We start from the raw sequence: 20710 nt of genomic DNA, 5'->3' as shown, positions 1-20710 counted from the left end.
TCCGCGCGCAGGAGAAGAACCGATGACTGCTCCCGCCGACTTCATGAAGCGTCGTTCCGTGGGGATATGGTCGTTCCTGCTCGTCGCTGCGCCCCTCGGCTTGGGCGGCTGCGTTCTCGCCGACGACGAGGATGCCCGCCGCGATGAACCCCAGGTGCACAACGGCGACGAGGACGAGGGGGACAGCCGCGTCCCTCCGCCACGTGCACGTGCGGGCGACCCCCGGCTCGTCGCCATCGATACGGGCGCGGTCCTGAGCAGCCCGCCGGGCGAGGGCATCGGCATCTTCCTCGAGTACGCGCCCGGCGGGACGTGGAAGCTCTGGACGACCTGCGACACCAACACCTCCAAGGTCATCTGCAGCTTCGATCTCTATGTCTCGGTGGACACGTCGTCCCAGCTGTTCGACATCGTGGGGATCGAGCTCGAGACGAAGGACTCGACGCGCCTCGTGAGCGATGGCGTCGCGCATCTCCACGCCGAGACCGGCTCGGACATCGACGCGATGGAGTTCACCACGACCCAGGGCGCCATCATCCGGCTGGAGGCCTACGTCGACGGGGTCCTGCAGCCTCGCTTCGTCTACTGGTTCGGCGATGGCGTCCTGCACCAGGGCGCGCCCACCAACCCGCTCGACTTCAAGCCGACCGCGCCCTGAGGGCGCGATCCCGCTGCCCGCGCTGCGGGAGGAGCCCCGGCGAGGGCGCACGCCGCTGCCTCAACCTCGGTCGGACGCCGCTGCCTCAACCTCGGTCGGGGGCCGACACCTCAACCTCGGTCGGACGCCGCTGCCTCAACCTCGGTCGGGGGCCGACACCTCAACCTCGGTCGGGCGCCCATGCCTCAACCTCGGTCGGGGGCCGGTCGGGGGCCGACACCTCAACCTCGGTCGGGGGCCGACGCCTCAACCTCGGTCGGACGCCGCGGCGCATGGCACGCAAGCGCGGCGCTCCGGATGGTGGCCTGCAATGTGCAATGTCGGGCGCGCAGGGACGTCTGAAGAGATCTGAGGGCGCCCGAGGCCAGCCCGACCTCTCCCTGGCACCCCCCTCCAGAAGGACCCATCATGCTGCCGATGCCTTTCCCGCTGTCCGCTTCCCCCTTGCGCCCTGCACCCGCGGCGCCGGGCATCCCCGGGGCCCGGCTCCGCCGGCTCGGCGGCGCCCTGCCGCTGCTCGCCGCGCTCATCGCCGCGCCCACGAGCGCCGCCGCCCAGCCCGCCGAGCCCCCGTCGGTCCAGGTCGACGTCCGCGTGAACGCCGAGTTCGAGGCGGACGAGTACGAAGACACCGACCCGAGCGCCCTGGTCGAGTTCCAGCAGCCGCTCGCCGCGTACGGCACCTGGATCGACACCCCGGGCTACGGCACGGTCTGGGTGCCTTCCGCGGTCGTGGTCGGCCCGGATTTCGCGCCCTACCAGACAGCGGGCCACTGGGCGCTGACCGACGACGGCGAGTGGCTCTGGGTCAGCGACTACGCGTGGGGCCACATCCCCTTCCACTATGGCCGCTGGGTCTGGATCTCCTCCCACGGCTGGGCCTGGATCCCGGGGCGCACGTACGCCCCGGCGTGGGTCGTCTGGCGCGTCGGTGACGCCGGCTACGTCGGCTGGGCCCCGATGCCGCCCACCTACTACTGGAGCAGCGGCGTCGCGGTCTCGCTGTGGACCGTTCCCCCTGCGGCGTACGTCTTCTGCCCGACGACGCACGTGTTCCATCGCCACGTCCACACGCACGTCGTCCGCGATCGCGCGGTCGTCCGGCGCATCGCCGCGCACTCGCACACCTACAGGCCGGCGCGGCCTACCGCGGGCAGGCCCGGGCGCGCCGACGTCCGCCCGGGCGGCGATGGGGACGCGGGCCGCTCGAGCCCGCCCCACGGCATCCGTCCTGGCGGCTACCGCCCGGCGTCGCCGTCGCTCGCGGAGGCCGGCGTTCCCTCCTCGGCCGCCCCGAGGCACCGCGACAGGCCGGATCCCCGCGCCCTCGCTTACGCGCGCAGGAGCACGACGCCGAACGCACGCCTCGCGCCCCCGTCGGCGCGCCGTCCGGCGTCGCCTGCAGGCGACGACCGTCGCGCGGCGCCGGCGCTGCGCACGCCGCTGCACCCGCGGGGGACGCCCGTCGGCGACGCTCCGGCCCCGATCGCCAGGCCCGGCCTCCCCGCGCGGGGCGTCTCCGACGCGGGTGCGCTGCCCCGCACCGGCGCGAGCCCATCGCACCGGACCTCGCGGCCCACGGTCACGCCGCCGTCGCCCGTACCCGCCCCGGAGCCGCCGGCCGCCCCGGCGCCGCGCGCCGTCGGCACGCCGGCCGCCACGCGTGCCCTCCCGCACCGAACGCCGTCGGCCACGGCGCCGCGGCCGCTGCCGCAGGCGACGCCGACGCCGCAGGCGATCGCGAAGCCGCGCGCGCTCCCGAGCGCGCCGTCGTCCCCGCCGCGCCCCAGGATCCACCTTCCGTCAGGCCCGGCTCCGGGGAAGACGGCGCCGACGTCCGGTCGCCCGCGGTCGAGGTAGCGCTTGGTCCACGTCTTGCGACGTCCACGAGCAGGAGCAGATCCGATGACTCTTTTCGCTGACTTTGTGAAGCGTCGTTCACTGGGGCTGTGGTCGTTCCTTCTCGTCGCTGCGCCCCTCGCCTCGGCCGGCTGCATCATCGTCGACGAGGACGGCGACCACGATGGCCATCACGTCCACGACGACTGGGACGACGGCGACGACGACACCGTTCCCCCGCCGCCCGCGGACGACGTGCGGCTCGTCGCCATCGACACGGACGCCACCCTGAGCACCGAGCCGGGCGAGGGCGTCGGCATCTTCGTCGAGTACACGGAGGGCGGGACGTGGACGCTCTGGACGACCTGCGACACCAACACCTCCAAGGTCGTCTGCAGCTTCGATCTCTATGCCTCGGTCGACACGGCGTCCGAGCTCATCGACCTCGCGGGGATCGAGATCGAAAAGACGGACGCGACGCGCCTCGTCGACATCGGCGTCGCGTACTTCCACGCCGAGACCGGCTCGGACATCGACGCGATGACGTTTGCCACCACCCCGGGCGCCATCGTCCGGCTGGAGGCCTACCTCGACGGGGCGGAGGAGCCCCGCTTCGTCTACTGGTTCGGCGACGGCGTCCTGCACGAGGGCGCGCCCAGCAGCCCGATCGACTTCGAGCCGACCGCGCCCTGAGGGCGCGATCCTGCCGCCCGCTCCCCCCGCTGCCCGCGCGGCGGGAGGAGCGCCCGGCCAGGGCGCGCGCCGCTCAGGGCTCTTTCTTCGGCTGGATCGGCTGCCCCTCGACGTCCCACGCCTCCGGCTCGCCGAGGCCGATCCCCTGGAGCTGCGGCAGGATCTCCTGCCGCGGTCCCACGACCACGACGGTCGCCGTCTTCGGATCCACGGCCCTCGCGAGCTCCGCGAGGCTCGCCAGCGTCGCGCTCTGCCGCGCCTTGCTCGCGTCGCCGTCGAACGTCTCCGGCAGCTTCAGCCGCGCCAGCGTCCCGAGGCGCTGGGCGGTGCGGTTCACGGTCTCGTAGGCGGAGACGAGATCCGCGCGGTCCTGCGCCTGCACCTTCGCCAGTTCGTCCCGGGTCAGCCCGGAGTCGGCCATCTTGGCGAGCTCGGCGAGCATCTCCTTCAGGGCGGGTCCGGTCGCCTCGGTGACGACGGAGGCCCGCGCCACGAACGCGCCCGGCAGCCTCGTCTCGGTGAACGCCGAGCCGGCGCCGTAGGACCAGCCGTGATCCTCGCGCAGGTTCTGGTTCAGGCGCGACGTGAACGAGCCGCCGAGCGCGGAGTTGATCAGCTGGAGCAGCGGCCGCCGAGGATCGCTCGCCGCAACCCCCTCCCGCACGGCCGCGATCACCGACTGCGGCGCCCCCGGGCGGTCGACGAGCACCAGCCGCGGCGGCTTCCACGCCGGCGCGGCGGCCGCCGCGCCCTGCGCTGCGGGCGCGCCCTTCGTGGCCGGCGCGGCGCTCGCCGTGGCGCCCTTCGCCGACCACGTCCCGAGATCGCGCGAGAGCGCCTGCTGCAGCTCGTCCCGGGTGATGTCGCCGACCACGGTGATCACCGCGCGGTCCGGGCGCCACGCCGCCTTGTAGAACGCCTTCACGGCCGGGAGCCCGATCGACTTGGCGTCCGCGACCAGGCCGTCGACGGGGTGCCCGTACGGCGTGCCCGGCCCGTGGAGCGCGGCCATCGAGACCAGCCCCGAGACCCGCGTCGCGTCGTCACCGCGCTTCCTGAGGTCGTTCTGCCAGAGCTCGCTGACGCGCTTCCACTCCTTCGCCTCGAACCGCGGGCGCGCGACCACGTCCGCGAGCAGCGAGAACGCCTTGTCGAAGTTCTTCTTCAGCACGGAGAGCGTCGCGACGCTGCCGTCGGCGCGCGCCCCGACCGAGAGCGTCGCGCCGAGGTCGTTGATCGCGCTGGACAGCTCCACCGCGCTCCGCGTCCCCGCGCCCTCGTCGAGCATGTCCGCGGTGATGTGCGCGAGCCCCGCCGCGCCCTTCGGATCGTCCGCCGATCCCGACGCGACGCCGATGGACACGGACACGATCGGCAGCGTGTGGCGCTCGAGCAGCCACACCTTCGCGCCGTTCGGCCCGTCGAGCACCACCGGCGCCGGCGGCGTGAACGGCTGCGGCTTCGGCAGCTCCGGCTTGGGCCCGAGCGGGTCCGCGGGCTTCGCGGCCGCCGGCGGGGCGCTCGGACGCGGCGCCTCCGCCCGGGCAGCGGACTGCGCCGGCGTCCTCGGCTCGCAGCCGAGGGCCGCGGCGACCAGCGCGATCATCGCGCCTGCGTGTCTCGCTCTCATTTCGTCACCGCCTTCTTCGCCTCTTCGCTGCCCTTCGGCACGACCCGCAGGATCACCCGGGCGTTGGGATCCAGGGTGCTCTTCGCGTACGCCTGCAGCGACTCCGCGGTCGCGTCGCGGTAGCGCTTCAGATCCTGCTCCACGAACCCGGGCTGGCCCTTCGACGTCTCGTACCGGTTGAGCATCGAGGCCCGGCCGGCGACCGACTCGAGCGCCATCACGAAGGCGGTCTCGTACTGGTTCTTGGCCCGATCGAGCTCCTCGCGGGTCAGCTTCGCGTCCCGCACCTTGGCGAGCTCGGCGTCGATGGCGGCCTCGACCTTCTCGAGCGGCACGCCTGGCCGCGCGATCGCCTCGACGGTGAACGTCGAGCCGAGATCGCCGGAGCGCTGCACGGCGCTCACCTCCTGGACGAGCTGCTTGTCGTAGACGAGGGCCTTGTAGAGGCGGCTCGCCTTCCCCTGCTCGAGCGCCGTGGCGAGGAGGTCGAGCTCGGCGTCGCCCGGCGCGAAGTGCGCGGGGCTGTGCCAGGCCATGATCACCTTGGGGAGGTTCACGTTGTCCTCGATCGTCTTGCGCACGACGCCGCTCAGCTTCACGGGCGAGGGCGTGGTCGCCGCGGGGACGGGCCGCTCCGGGATGCCGCCGAAGAGCCGCTCGATGAGATCGCGCGTCTTCTGCGGATCGAAGTCGCCGGCCACGACGAGGGAGACGTTGTTCGGCACGTACCACCGCCGGAAGAACGTCGTGACGTCGTCGACGGTCGCGGCCTGGAGGTCCTCGTGCGAGCCGATCACGGGGTGGTGGTAGGGGTGCCCCTCCGGGTACATCAGCGAGGGCATGAGGAGGTCGACCTTGCCGTAGGGCTCGTTCTCGCTCGTCTGACGCCGCTCGTTCCGCACGACGTCGCGCTGCGCGTTGAGCTTCGGGAGGTCCATGCTGTCCGCGAGCGACGAGAACCGATCGGCCTCGAGCCAGAGCAGGAGCGGCAGCGCGTGGGCCGGCGCCACCTCGTGGTAGGCGGTGCGGTCCTCGCTGGTCCACGCGTTGTTCCAGCCGCCCTCGGCCTCCATCCAGGCGTCGAACTGCTTCGTGGGGACGCGGCGCGTGCCCATGAACATGAGGTGCTCGAACAGGTGCGCGAAGCCGGTGCGCCCCGGCTCCTCGAACCGCGAGCCGACCTTGACCATGAGGTTCAGGGCGACCATCGGCAGCGCGCGGTCCTCGTGGAGGATCACGGTGAGGCCGTTCTTGAGGGAGTACTTGGTGAACGGGATGTCGAGCTTCGGCGGCTGGGAGGCCGCGGACTGAGGCGCGGTGGGCGCGGACGCCGGGGCCGCGGCCAGCGCGGGCGCCGGGGCCGCGGGCGGCGCAGGCGCCGGGGCCGCAGCCGGCGCGGACTTCGGCGGCGAGGACGTGGCCTCGGGCGGCGCTGCCGGAGCGGGCTTCGGCCCGGACAGAGAGAGGGCCGCGGCCACGGCGACCAGGATCGGCCCGGTGGAGCGCGGGAGCGGCGGGTGACGCGCGCGGGTCTGCATGAGCCCGAGGGTTGCGCCGGTCGCGGGCGGGGCGCAAGCGGGCGGGAGCATGGGCACGGAGACGCGCCCGGCCAACGGGTGTGGTTGTCAGTTTGTCACGAAGGACGAACGCACCACAGATGCGGAAGGAGCGTGCGACGCGGACGGGATAGGGTGGGGTTTACGAGGGCTGAGCGCCGGCCGGTGCCGCGGACGCCGCGGGCGGAGGCGGAGGCGCTGCCCCCGGGCGGTTGCCGGCCACCTTGCCCTCTGCGGTCTTGCGGGCCTTTTCCCGCCGCGCTGCAGCGCGGCGGCGCCGCTCGTAGGCGCTCGTGACCTCGCGGACGATCTCCGGATGGCGGCGGAAGACGTGCGCCGCCGTCTTCCGGATAGCACCGACGCGTTCGAGCATGAGATGAAGGAGCTGATTGCGAATCGCGGTCGCGGCGGCCGAGGTGTCGCCGTCGGGGATCGTCTCCAGCGCTCGCCGTTGCAGGTCTTCCGCGAGCTTCCTGGCCTCGACGATGAGGCGGACATCGAACTCCTCGTCTGCCTCGACCAGGCGTTCCTCGAGCGACGCCGCAAGCCCCGCGTAGTCGCGGAGCGCCTGGGAGAGGGCGCTGGAGCGTTGGCCGTCCTGCGCGTGAAACTCTTTGATGCGCGCGAGCTGCGCGTCGGCGGGCTCGTCGACGTCATCGTCGAGCAGGAACTCGAGCGCCGACTCGAGCTCATCGACCACGAACCTGGCGCGCTCTCCGAGGTCGGCCACGGCGGGGTCGACGATGAGGAGCAGCCGAGTCTGCGCCTCCTGCACGGCGTGCACGATGGAGAGCAGATCGTCGCTGCTCGAGGCGGGCAGGCGGCTCTTGACGCGCTTGAGGCCCGGGCGAGCGCCGTCGGGCTCCCAGTACTTCTTCACGAACGCCGCGGCGGCGACCGCCTCGCGCACGGCGACGTCGTACGGCAGGCTCAGCGGGTTATCGGTCCGCCCCTGCTCGGCGGCGGCCTTGACCCAGCGATCGTAGTCCTTCCCCTGCTTTGCCATGATGATTGCTTGACCCCTCCTCCTGCGTCCCTCGCCCCCTCCGGGCGCGGCGCGGAGACGCGAAGATGAGTCCGCTCGAAGCACTGTCCAGAGCGGACGCACGATCCGGACGCGAGCGGCAAGCGCCGGAGCGAGAGAGTGAATGTGGGATGTCCTGATGGCCGGCCAGCGTGTCCTGATGGCCGGCCAGCGTGTCCTGATGGCCGGCCAGCATGTCCTGATGGCCGGGTGGCATGTCCTGATGACCGGGTGGCGCGTCCTGATGGCCGGGTGGCATGTCCTGATGACCGAGCCGGGCGCAGCTCAGAAAAGTGATGGGCTAGTTCAACCGCACGAGCCGCCCCACGAGGCGGAAGAGCCCCCGTGACACCGCGTTGATGGTGCCGCCGACCAGCTCGATATCGCCGCTCTCGTGGATTCGGAGCGCACCGAAACCCGAGCGAAGCAACACTTCCTTGCTGCCCTCGATCGAGATCTTCTCCCCGCGGAGGCGGAGCTCGCGCGGCCTCCGCGTCCTGAGCGCGGCGATGATCAGCGGCGGCTCACCCTCGCAGATCTCGACGAGGACGGCGTCGCCGTGCGCGCGCGCGTCCTCGATCACCTCGAGATCGACATCGGGCGCGATCTCGGCAGGCACGGGCACATTGGCGCCCCGGGAGAGGATCGACGCTCTCCGCGTCTTGCCCTCCACCGATACGACACGCGCCGTGCACGTTGCGACGGCGGCGATCGCCGGCGCCTGTCGTTCCGGGAGCACCGCCGCCGTCGTCTCGACGATCTCGTCCAGCGTCACGCTCGTTGTCGCGAGCTCTCCGGCCGCTTCCGCCTTGCCCTCGGTCTCCGCAGCGCCCGGCGAGACCAGCTCCGTCTCGGAGCGAATGTTCCAGGTGCTCATTCCCCTACCTTGAAGGCACGCATCAGAAGCTCCAGTTTCGACGCGGCGACGCCTGCGCCAGCGTACAGGGCCGTACCGCTGCCGGCCACGACCGGCTCGCTCCTGCCGCATCGAACCACAGCCTCTACCGTTGTCCAGCCGTTTGGGTCGCCGTGCCACCGGTGTGCTTGACAGCTCGGAGGAGCTCGGGCCTGCTCCGAGCTCCTTACCAGAGGTGCTCCCTTGGCGAGAACCGCTCCCGTACCCAACATCCCCGCGATTCCCGGCATGAACCCCGGCATCTTCGTGATGGGCGGAGGGGGCAACGGAGGCGGGAGCGGGTCGGGGGGCGGCAAGGGGTCGAAGAACGGCCAAGGCTCCGACGGCAGCGGCGGAGGCAGCGACGCTGGCGGTGGCGGCAAGAGCGCCTGCGGCTCGCCAGGGAAGGATGGCGGCGGATGCCCGCAGCACCACGGCGGCAAGAACAGCGGCGCGGCGTCGCACGGCGACCCCATCGACGTGATCACCGGTCGCGTGTTCACCGCGCCCGTCGTGGACCTCGACCTGCGCGGGCCGCTGCCGCTCGAGATCGCGCGCTCCTACTCCACGACGAGCCGCGAACGGGACATCGGCCTAGGGCACGGCTGGACGCACACGTTCGCATGGGAGGTGGAGCTGAGCCGCGGAGGGAGCGCCAAAGTCTGGACGGAGGACGGACTCGACGTGCCCTTCGGCGTCGTCGAGCGGGATACGGGCGTGATGGGGCCGCACGGATGGGTGCTCCACCGGCACGAGGAGGGGTTCGCGCTCGACATGCCCGACGGCACGCGGCGGATCTTCGAGCCGGACCTGGGCGAGCCGGCGCGCCGGCGCCTCCGCCTCACGGCGGTCGAGGACCGCGCCCGGAACCGGATCCAGCTCCACTACAGCGGGGCATCGCTGTCGCGCATCGTGGACTGCGTAGGCCGGACGATCCATCCTGACGACCCGCGAGGGGCGGATGGCGGCGCTCGAGGTCGTGTGCGCCTCCGGGCGCGTCGTTCGCTTCGCGACGTACGAACACGATCCAGCAGGAAACCTCGCCAAGGTGACCGACGCGGACGGGCACGCGACGGCATACATGTACGATGGCGACCATCGCCTCGTCTCCTATCGCTTGCCGACTGGCCAGGTCTTCTTCTTCCGCTACGACGACGAGGGCCGCGGCGTCGAGTCGTGGGGCGAGCATGAGAGCGGCATCGACCCCTGCCTCGCGGACGACCTGCCCGAGCTCCTCGCCGACCGGCGCACCAGGGCCAAGGGCATCCACCACGTCAAGGTCGAGTATGGCCCTCACGGCTACAGCGAGGTCGCCGATGCGGCGTGCACATTCCGGTACGTCGGCAACGAGCACGGCAAGGCCGACAAGGCGGTAGCGAACGGGCGCGTCTTCGCCCGGACCTACGATGCGCGCGGCCACCTGACCTCGTACACGGACGCGATGGGCGCGACCACGCGCTGGGAACGCGATCTGTTCGGCAACGAGACGCGTGTCGTCGACGCGCTCGGGCAGGTGACGTGCATCGAGCGCTTGCCGAACGGCGACATCACCCGGATCCTCGATCTGGACGGCGGCGAGACGGTCGTCGAGTACCTGAAAGACGCGCTGCTCATCAAGGAACCGACGGGCGCGCTGTTCGAGGTGCGCTACGACAAGCGCGGGTTGCCCATCGAAACGTTCGCGCCAAACGGGCGAGGGCGGCGCTATCGGTACGACGACCACGGCAACGCCGTTGAGGCCTCGGACGAGCGCGGCGTGGTGCTCTGGCAGGCGACATACGACGAGCTCAGCCGATGCACGTCGGTGCGCGATGAGGCCGGCGCGGTCACCCGCTACCGGTACAGCGAGAAGGGGCTGCTCCTCTCGGTGGAAGAGCCTGGGGGCCTCATGTGGCGGTTCAAGCACGACGGTCTGGGCAACATGATCGAGGAGGTCGATCCCAGCGGGCGACAGACGGTCCTCGTGCGGGGAGGTACCGGCTCGCTCGCCGAGACGCGGCTCCCCGACGGGAGCACCGTCCGGCTGCGCTACGACCGCAAGGAGCGGCTCGTCCGCATCGTCAACGCGCACGGAGAAACGTATGCGTTCGAGCTGGGGCCGACCGGCCTGAAGCTGGGCGAGCGCACGTTCGACGGGCGCGAGATCCGCTACGATCACGACCTGGCGGGCCGCGTGGTGCGCGTGTCGTTCGCGAACGGTCACGAGGTGTTCCTCGAGCGCGATCTCCTCGGGCGGATCGTGAAGCGGACGCGAGCCGACGGCAGCGAGGAGACGTTCGAGTACGACTTCCGTGATGACGTGCTGGCCGCCGAGAATGCGTCCGGTAGGGTGGAGTTCGTGCGCGACGCCGGGGGCGCGATCATCAAGGAGCGGCAGATCGTCGACGGCGAGGGGTTCGAGGTCCACGTCGAGAACGACGCCATCGGCCTCCCGGTGCGCCTACGGACGTCGCTCGGCCACAGCGCGGAATGGCGGCGGGACTACGCAGGGCGTCGCTTCACGGTGCGGCTCGACGGGACCGAAGAGATGGCGGTGCGGCTCGACCTCGCAGGGCGCGAGATCGAGCGCGCGCTCTCGCGCGGCGGGCGTGTGCTGCTTCGCTACGATCTCGCGGGCAGGCTCGCCGAGCGGTGCGTGACGTCGCCGGCGCTGGAGCAGCGCACGCGCCCAGGGGAGCCCGCATGGATGGGCGCGCCCGAGGCCGGGGCGACCATCCATCAGCGCATGGAGTACAACGGGTCGTCCGAGCTCACAGCCCTGTGGGACGCGCGCTTCGGATTGACCCGCTACCAGCACGACGCGCTCGGACAGCTCCTCGCCGCGGTCCCCGACGGCGCGCGCGGCGAGCTCTTCGCATACGACCCAGCGGGCAACCTGCACGACGCGAGCAGGACTGGCGCGGGACGGGAATACCACGGCGGAGACGTGCTCCTACGCGCGGACGCGACGGCGCTTCTTTGGGATGAGTTCGGAAGGCTCGTCGAACGGCGCACCCAGACCAGCGCGGGCGAGCGCGTCACATCCTACAGGTGGGCGGCGGCGGGCACGCTGTCCGAGGTGACCCTGCCCGACGGGAGCGTGGTCAAGTCGACCTACGACGCGTTCGCGCGGCGGCTCAAGAAGGAGGTGTACCGGAGAGCGGTCGACGGTCGCTGGGCGCTGCTCCGACGCACACGCTTCTACTGGCACGGAAACACGCTGCTGCACGAGACCGTCAAGACCGACACGGTGAGCTTCGAGCGGCGCTACAACTTCGGTCCGGACGGCGAGCCGTGGGCGCACCGGGAGATCGTGCGGCGCGGCGGCGAGGTCCACGAGGGGGCGTGGGTCTACTACGTGAACGATCTGGCGGGTTTCCCGGAGCGGCTCGTCGACGGAGACGGCCAGATACTGGCCGAAATCGCAAGGACGGCGTGGGGAGCAGCCGCGATGCGGGAGGGGGCGCAGGCGGCGACGCCGCTCAGGTTCCTGGGGCAGTACGCCGACGCGGAGACGGGGCTCCACTACAACCGCTACAGGTACTACGACCCCGCGCTCGGCCGGTACATCTCGCCGGATCCGGCGGGACCGCTCGGCGGACTCAACGCGTTCGCGTACGCCAGGAACAACCCGTTCGATTACGGGGACCCGTGGGGGCTCGTCTATACGCGCATCGTCGACAACAGCACGCGGCCGGCGACCGTGCTGTACGAGGGATACAACATCGGGGAGGGTGGGAATAGGACCCCAGACGAAGGGGGGCACATCCCCCATGACTACCACAAGAACTCGTGCGCTGAAACCCAAGCGATACAGCGCATGAAGAACGATATCATCCGCGATATCACGGAGGAGCAGGACACCGCAAAAAAAGAAGGGGACGAGGCGACAGCCGTTTCGGAGAATGTCGGACTCGGAAATCGACGCAGAGGCAACCCGCAGGCTAGAAGCCAGGTTCGACAACCCTAACCTCTCAATCGAGACATTTCAGCGCAGAGGAGGCAAGCCCGTCAACCCTTGCGACCTGTGCCAACAAATGTTCGCGGATCTCGGGATCAGCCACGCGGTCGTCGGCGAGGGCGGAAAGCGTGGCAAATTCGGCCCGTACAAGCCGAGATGGTAATTCGTTCTCAGGAGAACCCGATGAAGCGACGGTTCTTTGGCAAAGGTCAGTCCAGAGCGTTCGAAGCCCTGCAATCCTGGCGCGAGGCGGGCCATCCGGCGGCATGCATTGTCCATGGTTTGCCCGGCGCGGGGAAGAGCACAGTGGTTGAGCAATTCTTCGGCTCGATCACCGGCCCTGGAATGCTGAAGCTCGTCGTCCACGCTGGACGCGTGTTCGGCGCTGCCTTCGAGGAAGAAGCGCTCGCGAGGCTTTCAGCAGGTCCGTGGCCCGAAGGCACAGGGTTCAGCGAACATGCCTTCGGCGTCCGCACGAGCCTCGTGAACCGGATCATGAACTGGGACGGCGACGACGGGCAGCCGCAGCTCCTGCTCGGTCTCATCGCGCCTGACGCGTGCGTGGACTGGCCGGAGAACCCGCGCCTTTCGGTGCTGGACGAGCCAGGGCCCGCCGCGCGCGTGCTGGTGGCGGTATCCGGCACGCGCGATGTCGCCGAGCGGTGGGCAGAGCGCCTCAATTTCCGCACCGAGCGCGTGACGTATATTCCGGTCGACGGGTTCCGCATCGATGAGATCGATCCAGCTCTCCGCGACAAGCTCGCCTGGGCGGCGGTCGACGGTCCAGGTCCACGCGCCCATGTAGAAGCGATCGCGACCTCGCTTCGCGACCGTGGTGCGGTGGGGTTGGAGACGCTCATGGCGATCCTCGCGTGCGCGTTCGCGCCGCTCGACATCTCTGCGCTGGCTCTGCTCCTCGATGCGCAGGTGCCTGAGGTGACCGGGTGGCTCGATGCGCACCGCAACGCCCTGGATTCGGTGATCGAATGGCATGAAGAGGGTCACCGGATTCGCTATCGTCACGAAGCTTTGCGCGCCGCCTGGGCAGCCGCGAACCAGGAGCACGTGGCGCTCGCCGAGCGACGGTTCGCTGAGGCTGCCCGAGCTCTCGTTCGCACCTGGGAGGGCGTCGACAACGTCCGATCTCGCGCGCTGCTCTACCTCCGCCGCTATGCCGGCGATCACCTCGTCGCGTCGGGAGCGCCGCACGCCGATCTCCTCCGGCTATGCGACCCGCGGTGGGCCTGGCCGCGCTCCCGCGAGGATGTCGCCGCGCGCCGGATGGAGCTGGGGCGCGTGCGACGCACGCTGACGGCGCCGCTTGACGTCGCGGACGCCATGGGAATCCCGTCCGAAGCGCAATCGAGCTTTGTGAGGCTCGCGTTAGCGCAGGGCGCGCTCGCAACGCTGCACCACGCGTGGCCCCCTGAAGCGGACGAGCCCGGCAAGGAGGCGTGGAACGACACGGAGCGAGCGCTCGCCGTGGCGCTCTTCGCGCTCGCGGCACACGCCTCACCATCGCTGCGCGCACACATCGAGGCGCGCGCGCTCGACGTTGTACGTCGGACCGGCTCCGCGTGGCGCGGCGATGGGTGGGAAGATGCGCTCGCATTGCTCACCGCGGCGCGTGCTGCATCCGGGGGCGAGGCGGCGATGTGCGCGCGCTGGGCGGTCTCCGCCACATGGCGTGCGGAGAAAGGGCCCGGCATCTACTTGCACGCGTGGCTCACCGCAGCCAGCTTCCTGCCTCCGTCTGAAACGGAGGCGCTCGTTCAACAGGCCATCGAGCGCGCGCTGTCGAGCGCGAAGCCCGGATACGCGCTCGGGCGGCTAGCCACTGCGGAGGGGCTCGGCCAGAACCAGGCGCTCGCCCTCTTTCGCGCGGCAATGCCCCTTGCACCGAGGTCGCGCGCAAACGCCCTGGCACCGCTCTTGTCGAAGCTGCCCGATGAGGAGCGGGCCAGAGCCGCCTCGGTGGTGCTCGATGCGTTCTTCGTCGACTATAACGCAGACGCAGAGCGGATTGAGAACGAGACCTGCACCGCGGCCGTTGTTCCCCTCCTCGGCCCAGCCGAGCTCTCGAGGCTGCTAGACGAGGCTCTCCCGCCGCCTGGCGTCCTGGCCGTGCGGTTCGCCGAGCTCGGTGCACCGGGACGCGCGCTCGACGTCATCCGACAGCTCTGTGGCGGCGGCATCCACGGCGCTCGCCCGCTGCTCTGCGCGGCGGCAACCGAGGGCGGCCGCTCCCTCGTGCAAGCCGCGCGCAAGGCGGTGGCTGAGCTCGATCCCGCATGGGTCGCCGCGAAGCTCGTCCGCGAACACCCAGCCGAAGCCATCCAGGTGCTCGGCCTCGATGCCGCGGTCGAAATCGCCGAACGGGCAGGCGGAGATGGCTCCGAAGCCGCGCGCATCATGGCCCTCGCGGCGCTCTGCCGCGCTGGTCCCGAGCCGTCGCGCCCCGCGCTCGCCGCGCGCGCCGTCGCTGCCTACCACGACGACTCGGGCACCGAGGGGCTGGAGAGCGTGGTGCGCTGCGCGCCCTGGATGTCACTGGCGGACGCAGCGAAGCTGTTCTCCGTGAGCCTCGGGGACGCAGCCGAGCAGGTCACGCTCGTCGCGACCCTGAGCCGCTGGGGCGGCGTGGAACAGCTCGCGCCCCTCATCGCGCGCATCGGCGGGGACGACGCGCTCGCCGCCGTCGCCGACGTCCTGCCCGAGGCGCTCCGGTGGATCTCACGGGCGGCGGCCGGCTAGCACGTCGACTCGGACCCGCACCCCTCGCTTCGGGTCCAACGACGCGAGACGCGACCGCCGATGGCGAAGCGCCCGTAGCCTGCTGTGAAGAACCCTGCGCGCCTGGGTAATGCATTGCCCCCCAAGCAGGGGTCGCCGCGCTGACCGCTTCGCACCTCGCCCCCTCGAAGAAGTCGGTACGTTCGGAATTCTCGGAATTTTTGGAAGCGCGGCGCGCGCTCCGACAGCGTGTCGCAGGGCACGACGCGTGCTTTATCGCCTCGAGCGCCCGCGAAGCGCCTGTTGAATCGCTCGCGTACAGCGCGGGCGGCTTTGCCGCCGTGGAGCTCCTTTGCCTCGTGAGGGTGCTTTGAGACGACGTCCGCCTCGGATTCACGCGTTGCTCGCCCCCCTGTCGGCGGCGATGCTCTGGTCGGCGCCTGCTCGCCCCGCTGAGCCGCCGCAGCTCTCCTGGGACAAGCCGGTTCGCTGCATCCGGTCGCCGAACGGCGGCGCGGTGCGCGTTCAATGCGAGCCAGGCCCGGACGGCGAGCGCTGCCTCGTCGCGCCCGATCACCTGGCCCACGACGGCGGCGCGCTCGACAAGGTGCAGCCGTGCAACGTGGTTGAAGACACCGAGGCTTACCGGGCCCTGACCGCGCGCGGCGCCCGCCTCGTCGCCGCGATCCCCGAGGCGCCGCCGGGCTACGCGCGCTCGGCCGAAGGCAAGGCATTTCAGGTCAAGTTCGATCTCCTGAACCGGCTTTACCTGGGCGCGTCCTGGCTGCCCACGTTCCATGGCGAGAACGGGCTCCCCGTGCCCGCGAGCTTCCCCCTGGGCCGCGGGAGGGCCGAGGCCGGTATCCATCTCAGCGTTCTCTCGACGCGCTCCCGCGCCCGCCATGACCTGCGCATCCTCGAGGGGACAGCCACGTTCGACGATCTCGAGCTCTCCGGGGTGCTCCTCAGCTACGATTACCAGCACCTGCACCGGCGGCCGGCCCACTGGCTCAGCACCTTCGTTGGCAAGCCGCGGCTTCACGCGATCTCGCCGCGGATGGGCTGGGGCTTCCGGGTGGTGTCGGTGAACGATCGCCCTCCCGCGCGCCGCGACACGCTCGACGTGGAGTTCGGCGAGGTCCACCTCGCGTGGAATCCGTGGCAGTCGAGCGACATGTACAGCCACATCCGGCTCGAGGCGGGCGCCGATCTCGGGGAGTACTGGGAGCGCCGATCGGATATCGACGACGGCCTGGACACCGGCGCTCTGTACATCGGCCCGACGAGCGCCATCAAATCGCGCTTCAGCCTCGGCGAGGGCGGCCTCCACGCGCTCTCGACCGCGTTCACCTACCGGCGCCCGAGCATCGCGGCCGGGAGCGGGAGGGGAGAGGTGATGAACCGACTCGAGGCCACCATCGCCTACGAGGGGATCCTCCTCGCGATCAACGATCAGCCCATCTCGCTGCGGCTCGCCGCGATGGGGGTGAGCCGCAACGACCTCGACAGCGATGTTCGCGACGTGGAGATCAAGGCCGCCGCGGGCCTGCGCGTGTCGTTCTGGGCTCCCCCGCGGGTGTTCGAGCCGATGCCCGTCTTCGAGGACCCGTGACGGCTCGGCGCCTCGCCGCGCTGCTCGTCATGGCGGCGGCCGCGGCGCTCTCGCCGCGCACCGGCCGCGCCGAGCCGGCGCGCGAGGAGAGCGAGCGCGCGGGCGGCGGCGATACCGCTGTTTCCGAGGAGGGCCGGCGCTTCCGCGTGCGCTTCGACCCGGCGAGCCGGGTGTGGCTCGGTGTCGCGTCCGCGCTGCACCGGGGCGCCGGCGGGACGATCGAGATCGAGCCCGAGATCGACGCGGGCCTGTCCTACCGCGCGCGCAGCGTGACGGGCTCCGGGCCTGGCCGCGTGGTCTGGCAGGCGGATCACCGCGTCCTCGCCGGCCGGGTGTCTCCGGCGGGGCAGGCGCTCGACGGCGTGCCCGCGCTCGACGCGGCGCTGTACGGCGCGTCGTTCTTGCGGCACGACGAATCGCCGCGGGTGGTCTTGCCGATGTCGCCGCCGATCGCGGTCCCCTTCCCCTTCGACATCGGCGTGGAAGCCGAGGTGGGCCGGGTGAGCATCCCCTCGATCCCGCGGCGCCAGGGCGACGGATCGCCGGCGCCGCTGGTCCGGCTCGGCGTGGCGCGCGCCACGGCGATGCTCGATCCGTGGCGCACGGGCGAGGCGGGCCGCAGCTTCGAGATCGGGCTCGGGGTCCGTTACGACATCGACGCTTACCCCGAGTCCCCCTCTCCCCAGGCCGCGCCCGCGCGCCGCACGCTCGGTGAGCCCAGGGTCGTCCACCGGATCGCGCCCATGACCGCGGGCTCGCTGCGGCTGCGGCTCCAGAGCGGCGACGGGCTGACGGTCTTCGATGGTCGAGGCGACGTCGTCCCGCACTGGACGAGCGAAGAGCGCTGGCGAGTCCTCGTGCGCTCGGCCGCGCACGTCGAGAGGATCCTGGCCGCGATCGACGATCAACCCATCGCCGCGGTGATCGAGGGCGAGTACCGGCTGCTGCCGCCCGCCCTGGATGTGCAGGCGGTCCATGATCTGCGCGTGAGCCTCGGGCTCGCGTTCACGCTGGCGCTACGCTAAGGCGACGACCGGGTTGAAACCGCCTGACGACCGCGTCTCGCCCCCGCGCCCGTCCCCCGCGGCGCGCAGCGGGCGATCCTTTGCAGCTCACCGCCGCACACCTCGCGTCGGATGAACCATGGCGCTCGCGCTCGTCGTGGGGTTCCTGCTCGGTTATCTCGGCTCGATCCCGGCGGCGGGGCCGCTGGCCGTGCTGCTGGTGGCCGCCGCGCTCGCGGGGCAGCCCCGGCGCGTCTTGATGCTCGCCCTCGGAGGAGCCCTCGCGGAGGGGCTCTGGGCGCTCGCCGCGGCGCGCGGGCTCGGGTGGGTCCTCGAGGCGCACCCCGCGCTCGATCACGCGCTGCGGACGGGCGGCGCCGCGCTCGTCGTGGCGATGGGCCTCGCCCTGGCGCTCGCGCCGCGGCGCGCCTCGGAGGCTCCCTCCTCCGGGCGCGCGACCTCGGCGCTCCTGACCGGGTTCGTCCTCGTCGCGCTCAACCCGTCGTTTCTGGCGTCGTGGATCGCGTCGTGCGCCGTGCTCCGCGCGTACCCTGCGCTCGCGCCCGCCGTCGCGCCGGCCCACGCGGCCGCGCTCGCGGTGGGCGCCTCCGTGGGTGTGGTGAGCTGGTTCGCGACGCTCGGGCGCCTGCTGGCGCGCTACCGCGAGCGGCTCGGCGCATGGCACGGGCATCTGGTGCGCGGCCTCGGCTGGGCGCTGGTGGCGCTGGGGCTCGCGGGGCTCCTGCAGCGGCTCGCGTGAGATCCGTGCCCTGTATGGACGCCGGTCGCGCGCCCGCATAACGTCGTTCGGATGCGGGTAGGCGCCGGCAGCCTGCGTCGTCCGGTCGTATGAACGCCCTTCATACCCCGGCCTCGGACCGCGCGGCGAGCCCTCGGTCGCGCGCCTCGGACGCGTCGCCGCGCGCGATCTACCGCAGGCTGCGGGCCGGCGAGCCGGCCCCGGGGGATCTCGCGGATGAGCCCGCGCCGGAAGCCGCGGCCCCCGGCAGCCTCGACGCGTTCTTTGCGGCCCTGACCGCGCTCCGCGACGAGGAGGAGCGAGGCGGCGCGCCCAGCTCCGAAGGCGTCGACCCCACGCGGGTCCTGCTCGGCTACGCGCCGACCGCGCTGCTCGACGGGTGCTGGCTCGCCGCGGCCGTGCGCGTGCGCCACGCGGACGGAGCGCTCGGCGCGGCCTGCCTCGACGCGTTCTATCTCGAGTGCGGCGAGGGCGACCCCGCGCGGCACCACGGCGCCCTGTACGGCGCCGCGCTGGCCGCCGCGGGGCTCGCGTTGCCCGATCTCGGGAGCCCCGCATTCGAGCGCTCCGTCTGCCTCGCCGACGCGGACTTCGCGCTCGCGATCCCGGGCCTCCGCGCCGCGCAGCGCGGGGACGCGAGGCTGCCCGAGGCGCTGGGCCACCACGCGGCGGCCACGGTGCTGGGCCCGCCCGCCGCGGTGCGCTGGGCCGCGTCGCGCGCGCGCTGCGACGGCCTGTACTTCGCCGAGCACGCGGAGGGCGCGGAGACGGCCCGCCGGGCCCGCGATCTCGCGCGGCGGTGCCTCGAGGCGCACGCCGCGGGCGGGGCGCCGGACTGGTCGCGCGTGTGGCGCGGCGCGTGGTCGCTCTGGGCCGCGCGGCGCGCGTGGCTCGCGTCGCTCCGGCCCGCCGCCGCGCCGTCCGCATGGGAGGCGATGCTGACGCTCGTCGAAGCGAAGGCGCGCCACGCGTTCGGATTTCACGGCCGCGTCCGGATCGACGGACAGGCGCTGGATGACGCGCTCGATCCGGCGCGGCTCGACGCCCGCCGCATCCTCCTGCGCCTCGCGCGTTCGCCGTGGATCGTTCCGGGGAGGCCCGACGAGAGCCCGCTCGTCACGCGCTCCGTGCAGTTCGGCGGGCCGATGTTCGGCGTGTTCACCGACGCCGAGGTCGACGTGATGCGCGCCTGGATCCGCGCGCTGACCGAGACGCCGGAGCCTCCGGCTGCCCTCCGCGCGACGCGCGGCGCGGAGGAGCGTGAGGGCTCGCCGCGCGTCGATCACGACGGGGCCTCGATCGACGGGAATCGTCGAAGATCCGCCCCTCACGCGCAGGTGCGCGCAGGGCTTCCCCTGCCGGATCTGTACCACCGGCTGCTCTGCGCCCGCGGGCCCGGGGACGTGGACCGCGAGGCGGGCGCGCTCGCGCGGGCACACGTCGAAGCGATGCTCCGAGAGGTGCACAGCGAGGTGTCCCCCGCCCGGCTCGCCGCGGATGGGCGCTGGCCCTGGTCCGCCGCCGGGCTCTCGCGCTGGGTCGACGCGCGGCTGCGCGAGCAGATCTTCGAGGAAGGCCACGCCCACGCGCGGTCCACGGTGGGACCGCACGCGGCCGCACACCCCGCGCGCGACCGCACGCAGCCCACGGACGTCGCGCACGAGATCACACGCGACGAGGCCGTCTGGCTGCTCACCCAGCTCGCGCCGGCGGCCGTGATCGACGGCGCCTGGCTCCAGGGCATGACGGCCCCCGGCGCGTTCCACACGCCGGTCGCGTCGCTCCTGCTCCGGATCTACCGCGACGAGCTCGGCGCGGGCGTGCCCGCCCAGCACCACGGCAACGTGCTGCGCAGGGCGCTCGCGGAGCAGGGCGTGACGCTGCCGCCGTGCGACGCGCGCGCGTTCGTGGAGCGGCGCGATCTCCTCCCGCAGGCGTTCTCGATGCCCGTGCTCTGGCTCGCGTTCGCGCAAGGGTCCACGGAGCTCTTGCCCGAGCTGCTCGGCCTCAACCTGGCGATCGAGATGGCCGGCATCGGCCGCGGGTACGCGATGGCCGCCGCGCTCCTGCGGCGCCACCGGATCGACCCGTACTTCTTCGACCTGCACAACACGATCGACAACGCCGCGTCGGGCCACACCGCCTGGTCGATCGAGGCCATCACCCGGTTCATGGACGCCTGCGCGGCGCCCGGCGACGCGCTCGCGATCGAGCGCGCAACGCTGCGGATCTGGCGCGGGTACGCGGCGTACGCGCGCGCGAGCCGGCCGCTGGTCTACGCCATCGCGGTGCGCCTCGGCCCCCGCCTCGGCTGGCGCTGGCTCCGGCGGCATCTGCTCGGGGACACGGGGAGGTAGCGCTCGATC

Annotated in this window: 13 protein-coding genes and 1 pseudogene; 10 read left to right on the top strand and 4 right to left on the bottom strand. The window is 72.0% G+C overall.

Annotated features, from left to right (window positions below; all coding sequences use genetic code 11):
• Positions 1–22: 22 nt before the first annotated feature.
• From WME82_RS11595 to WME82_RS11585, 3 genes are all read left to right on the top strand, one after another.
• Positions 23–658: a hypothetical protein gene (locus tag WME82_RS11595; protein ID WP_438042880.1), complete on the top strand. Its 636-nt coding sequence runs from the start codon at positions 23–25 to the stop codon at positions 656–658.
• Between the two features lie 408 nt (positions 659–1066).
• The gene (locus WME82_RS11590; RefSeq protein ID WP_438042879.1) at positions 1067–2518 is read left to right on the top strand and encodes a DUF6600 domain-containing protein; all 1452 of its coding nucleotides are present in this window, start codon (positions 1067–1069) and stop codon (positions 2516–2518) included.
• Between the two features lie 66 nt (positions 2519–2584).
• Positions 2585–3190 carry a hypothetical protein gene (locus WME82_RS11585; protein WP_437915715.1) on the top strand — a complete coding sequence of 202 codons (606 nt, stop codon included), beginning with the start codon at positions 2585–2587 and terminating at the stop codon, positions 3188–3190.
• A gap of 73 nt (positions 3191–3263) precedes the next feature.
• On the opposite strand, the gene WME82_RS11580 is transcribed toward WME82_RS11585, so the two are convergent.
• The 4 genes from WME82_RS11580 to WME82_RS11565 form a co-directional block, all read right to left on the bottom strand.
• Entirely contained in the window at positions 3264–4820 is a 1557-nt protein-coding gene (locus WME82_RS11580; RefSeq protein WP_438042878.1) for a M16 family metallopeptidase, read from the bottom strand.
• Positions 4817–6358 (bottom strand): M16 family metallopeptidase, encoded by a 1542-nt coding sequence (locus WME82_RS11575; RefSeq protein ID WP_438042877.1) that lies wholly within the window; start codon positions 6356–6358, stop codon positions 4817–4819. Before WME82_RS11575 ends, WME82_RS11580 begins: the two co-directional genes overlap by 4 nt.
• Positions 6359–6518: 160 nt before the next feature.
• The gene (locus WME82_RS11570; protein WP_438042876.1) at positions 6519–7382 is read right to left on the bottom strand and encodes a hypothetical protein; all 864 of its coding nucleotides are present in this window, start codon (positions 7380–7382) and stop codon (positions 6519–6521) included.
• A gap of 319 nt (positions 7383–7701) precedes the next feature.
• The gene (locus WME82_RS11565) at positions 7702–8277 is read right to left on the bottom strand and encodes a hypothetical protein (protein WP_438042875.1); all 576 of its coding nucleotides are present in this window, start codon (positions 8275–8277) and stop codon (positions 7702–7704) included.
• Between the two features lie 267 nt (positions 8278–8544).
• Between WME82_RS11565 and WME82_RS11560 the strand changes: the two are divergent.
• From WME82_RS11560 to WME82_RS11530, 7 genes and pseudogenes are all read left to right on the top strand, one after another.
• Positions 8545–8976, top strand: a pseudogene (locus tag WME82_RS11560) (DUF6531 domain-containing protein); the annotation flags it as partial.
• 280 nt (positions 8977–9256) lie between these two features.
• Complete coding sequence (locus WME82_RS11555) at positions 9257–12244, top strand: RHS repeat-associated core domain-containing protein (protein WP_438042874.1); 2988 nt, start codon at positions 9257–9259, stop codon at positions 12242–12244.
• A 297-nt stretch (positions 12245–12541) separates the two neighbouring features.
• Positions 12542–14989 carry a hypothetical protein gene (locus WME82_RS11550; protein WP_438042873.1) on the top strand — a complete coding sequence of 816 codons (2448 nt, stop codon included), beginning with the start codon at positions 12542–12544 and terminating at the stop codon, positions 14987–14989.
• Between the two features lie 379 nt (positions 14990–15368).
• Complete coding sequence (locus WME82_RS11545) at positions 15369–16580, top strand: hypothetical protein (protein WP_438042872.1); 1212 nt, start codon at positions 15369–15371, stop codon at positions 16578–16580.
• The gene (locus WME82_RS11540; RefSeq protein ID WP_438042871.1) at positions 16577–17605 is read left to right on the top strand and encodes a hypothetical protein; all 1029 of its coding nucleotides are present in this window, start codon (positions 16577–16579) and stop codon (positions 17603–17605) included. The genes WME82_RS11545 and WME82_RS11540 overlap by 4 nt, the downstream gene beginning before the upstream one ends.
• Before the next feature lie 118 nt (positions 17606–17723).
• Positions 17724–18344: a LysE family transporter gene (locus tag WME82_RS11535; RefSeq protein WP_438042870.1), complete on the top strand. Its 621-nt coding sequence runs from the start codon at positions 17724–17726 to the stop codon at positions 18342–18344.
• 89 nt (positions 18345–18433) lie between these two features.
• The gene (locus WME82_RS11530; RefSeq protein WP_438042869.1) at positions 18434–20701 is read left to right on the top strand and encodes an iron-containing redox enzyme family protein; all 2268 of its coding nucleotides are present in this window, start codon (positions 18434–18436) and stop codon (positions 20699–20701) included.
• The last annotated feature ends 9 nt before the right edge of the window (positions 20702–20710 follow it).

Origin of the sequence: Sorangium sp. So ce128, from assembly GCF_051525245.1 — a bacterium.
GTDB classification, from domain to species: domain Bacteria; phylum Myxococcota_A; class Polyangia; order Polyangiales; family Polyangiaceae; genus Sorangium; species Sorangium cellulosum_B.
This window is presented reverse-complemented; position numbering and strand designations above follow the sequence as displayed.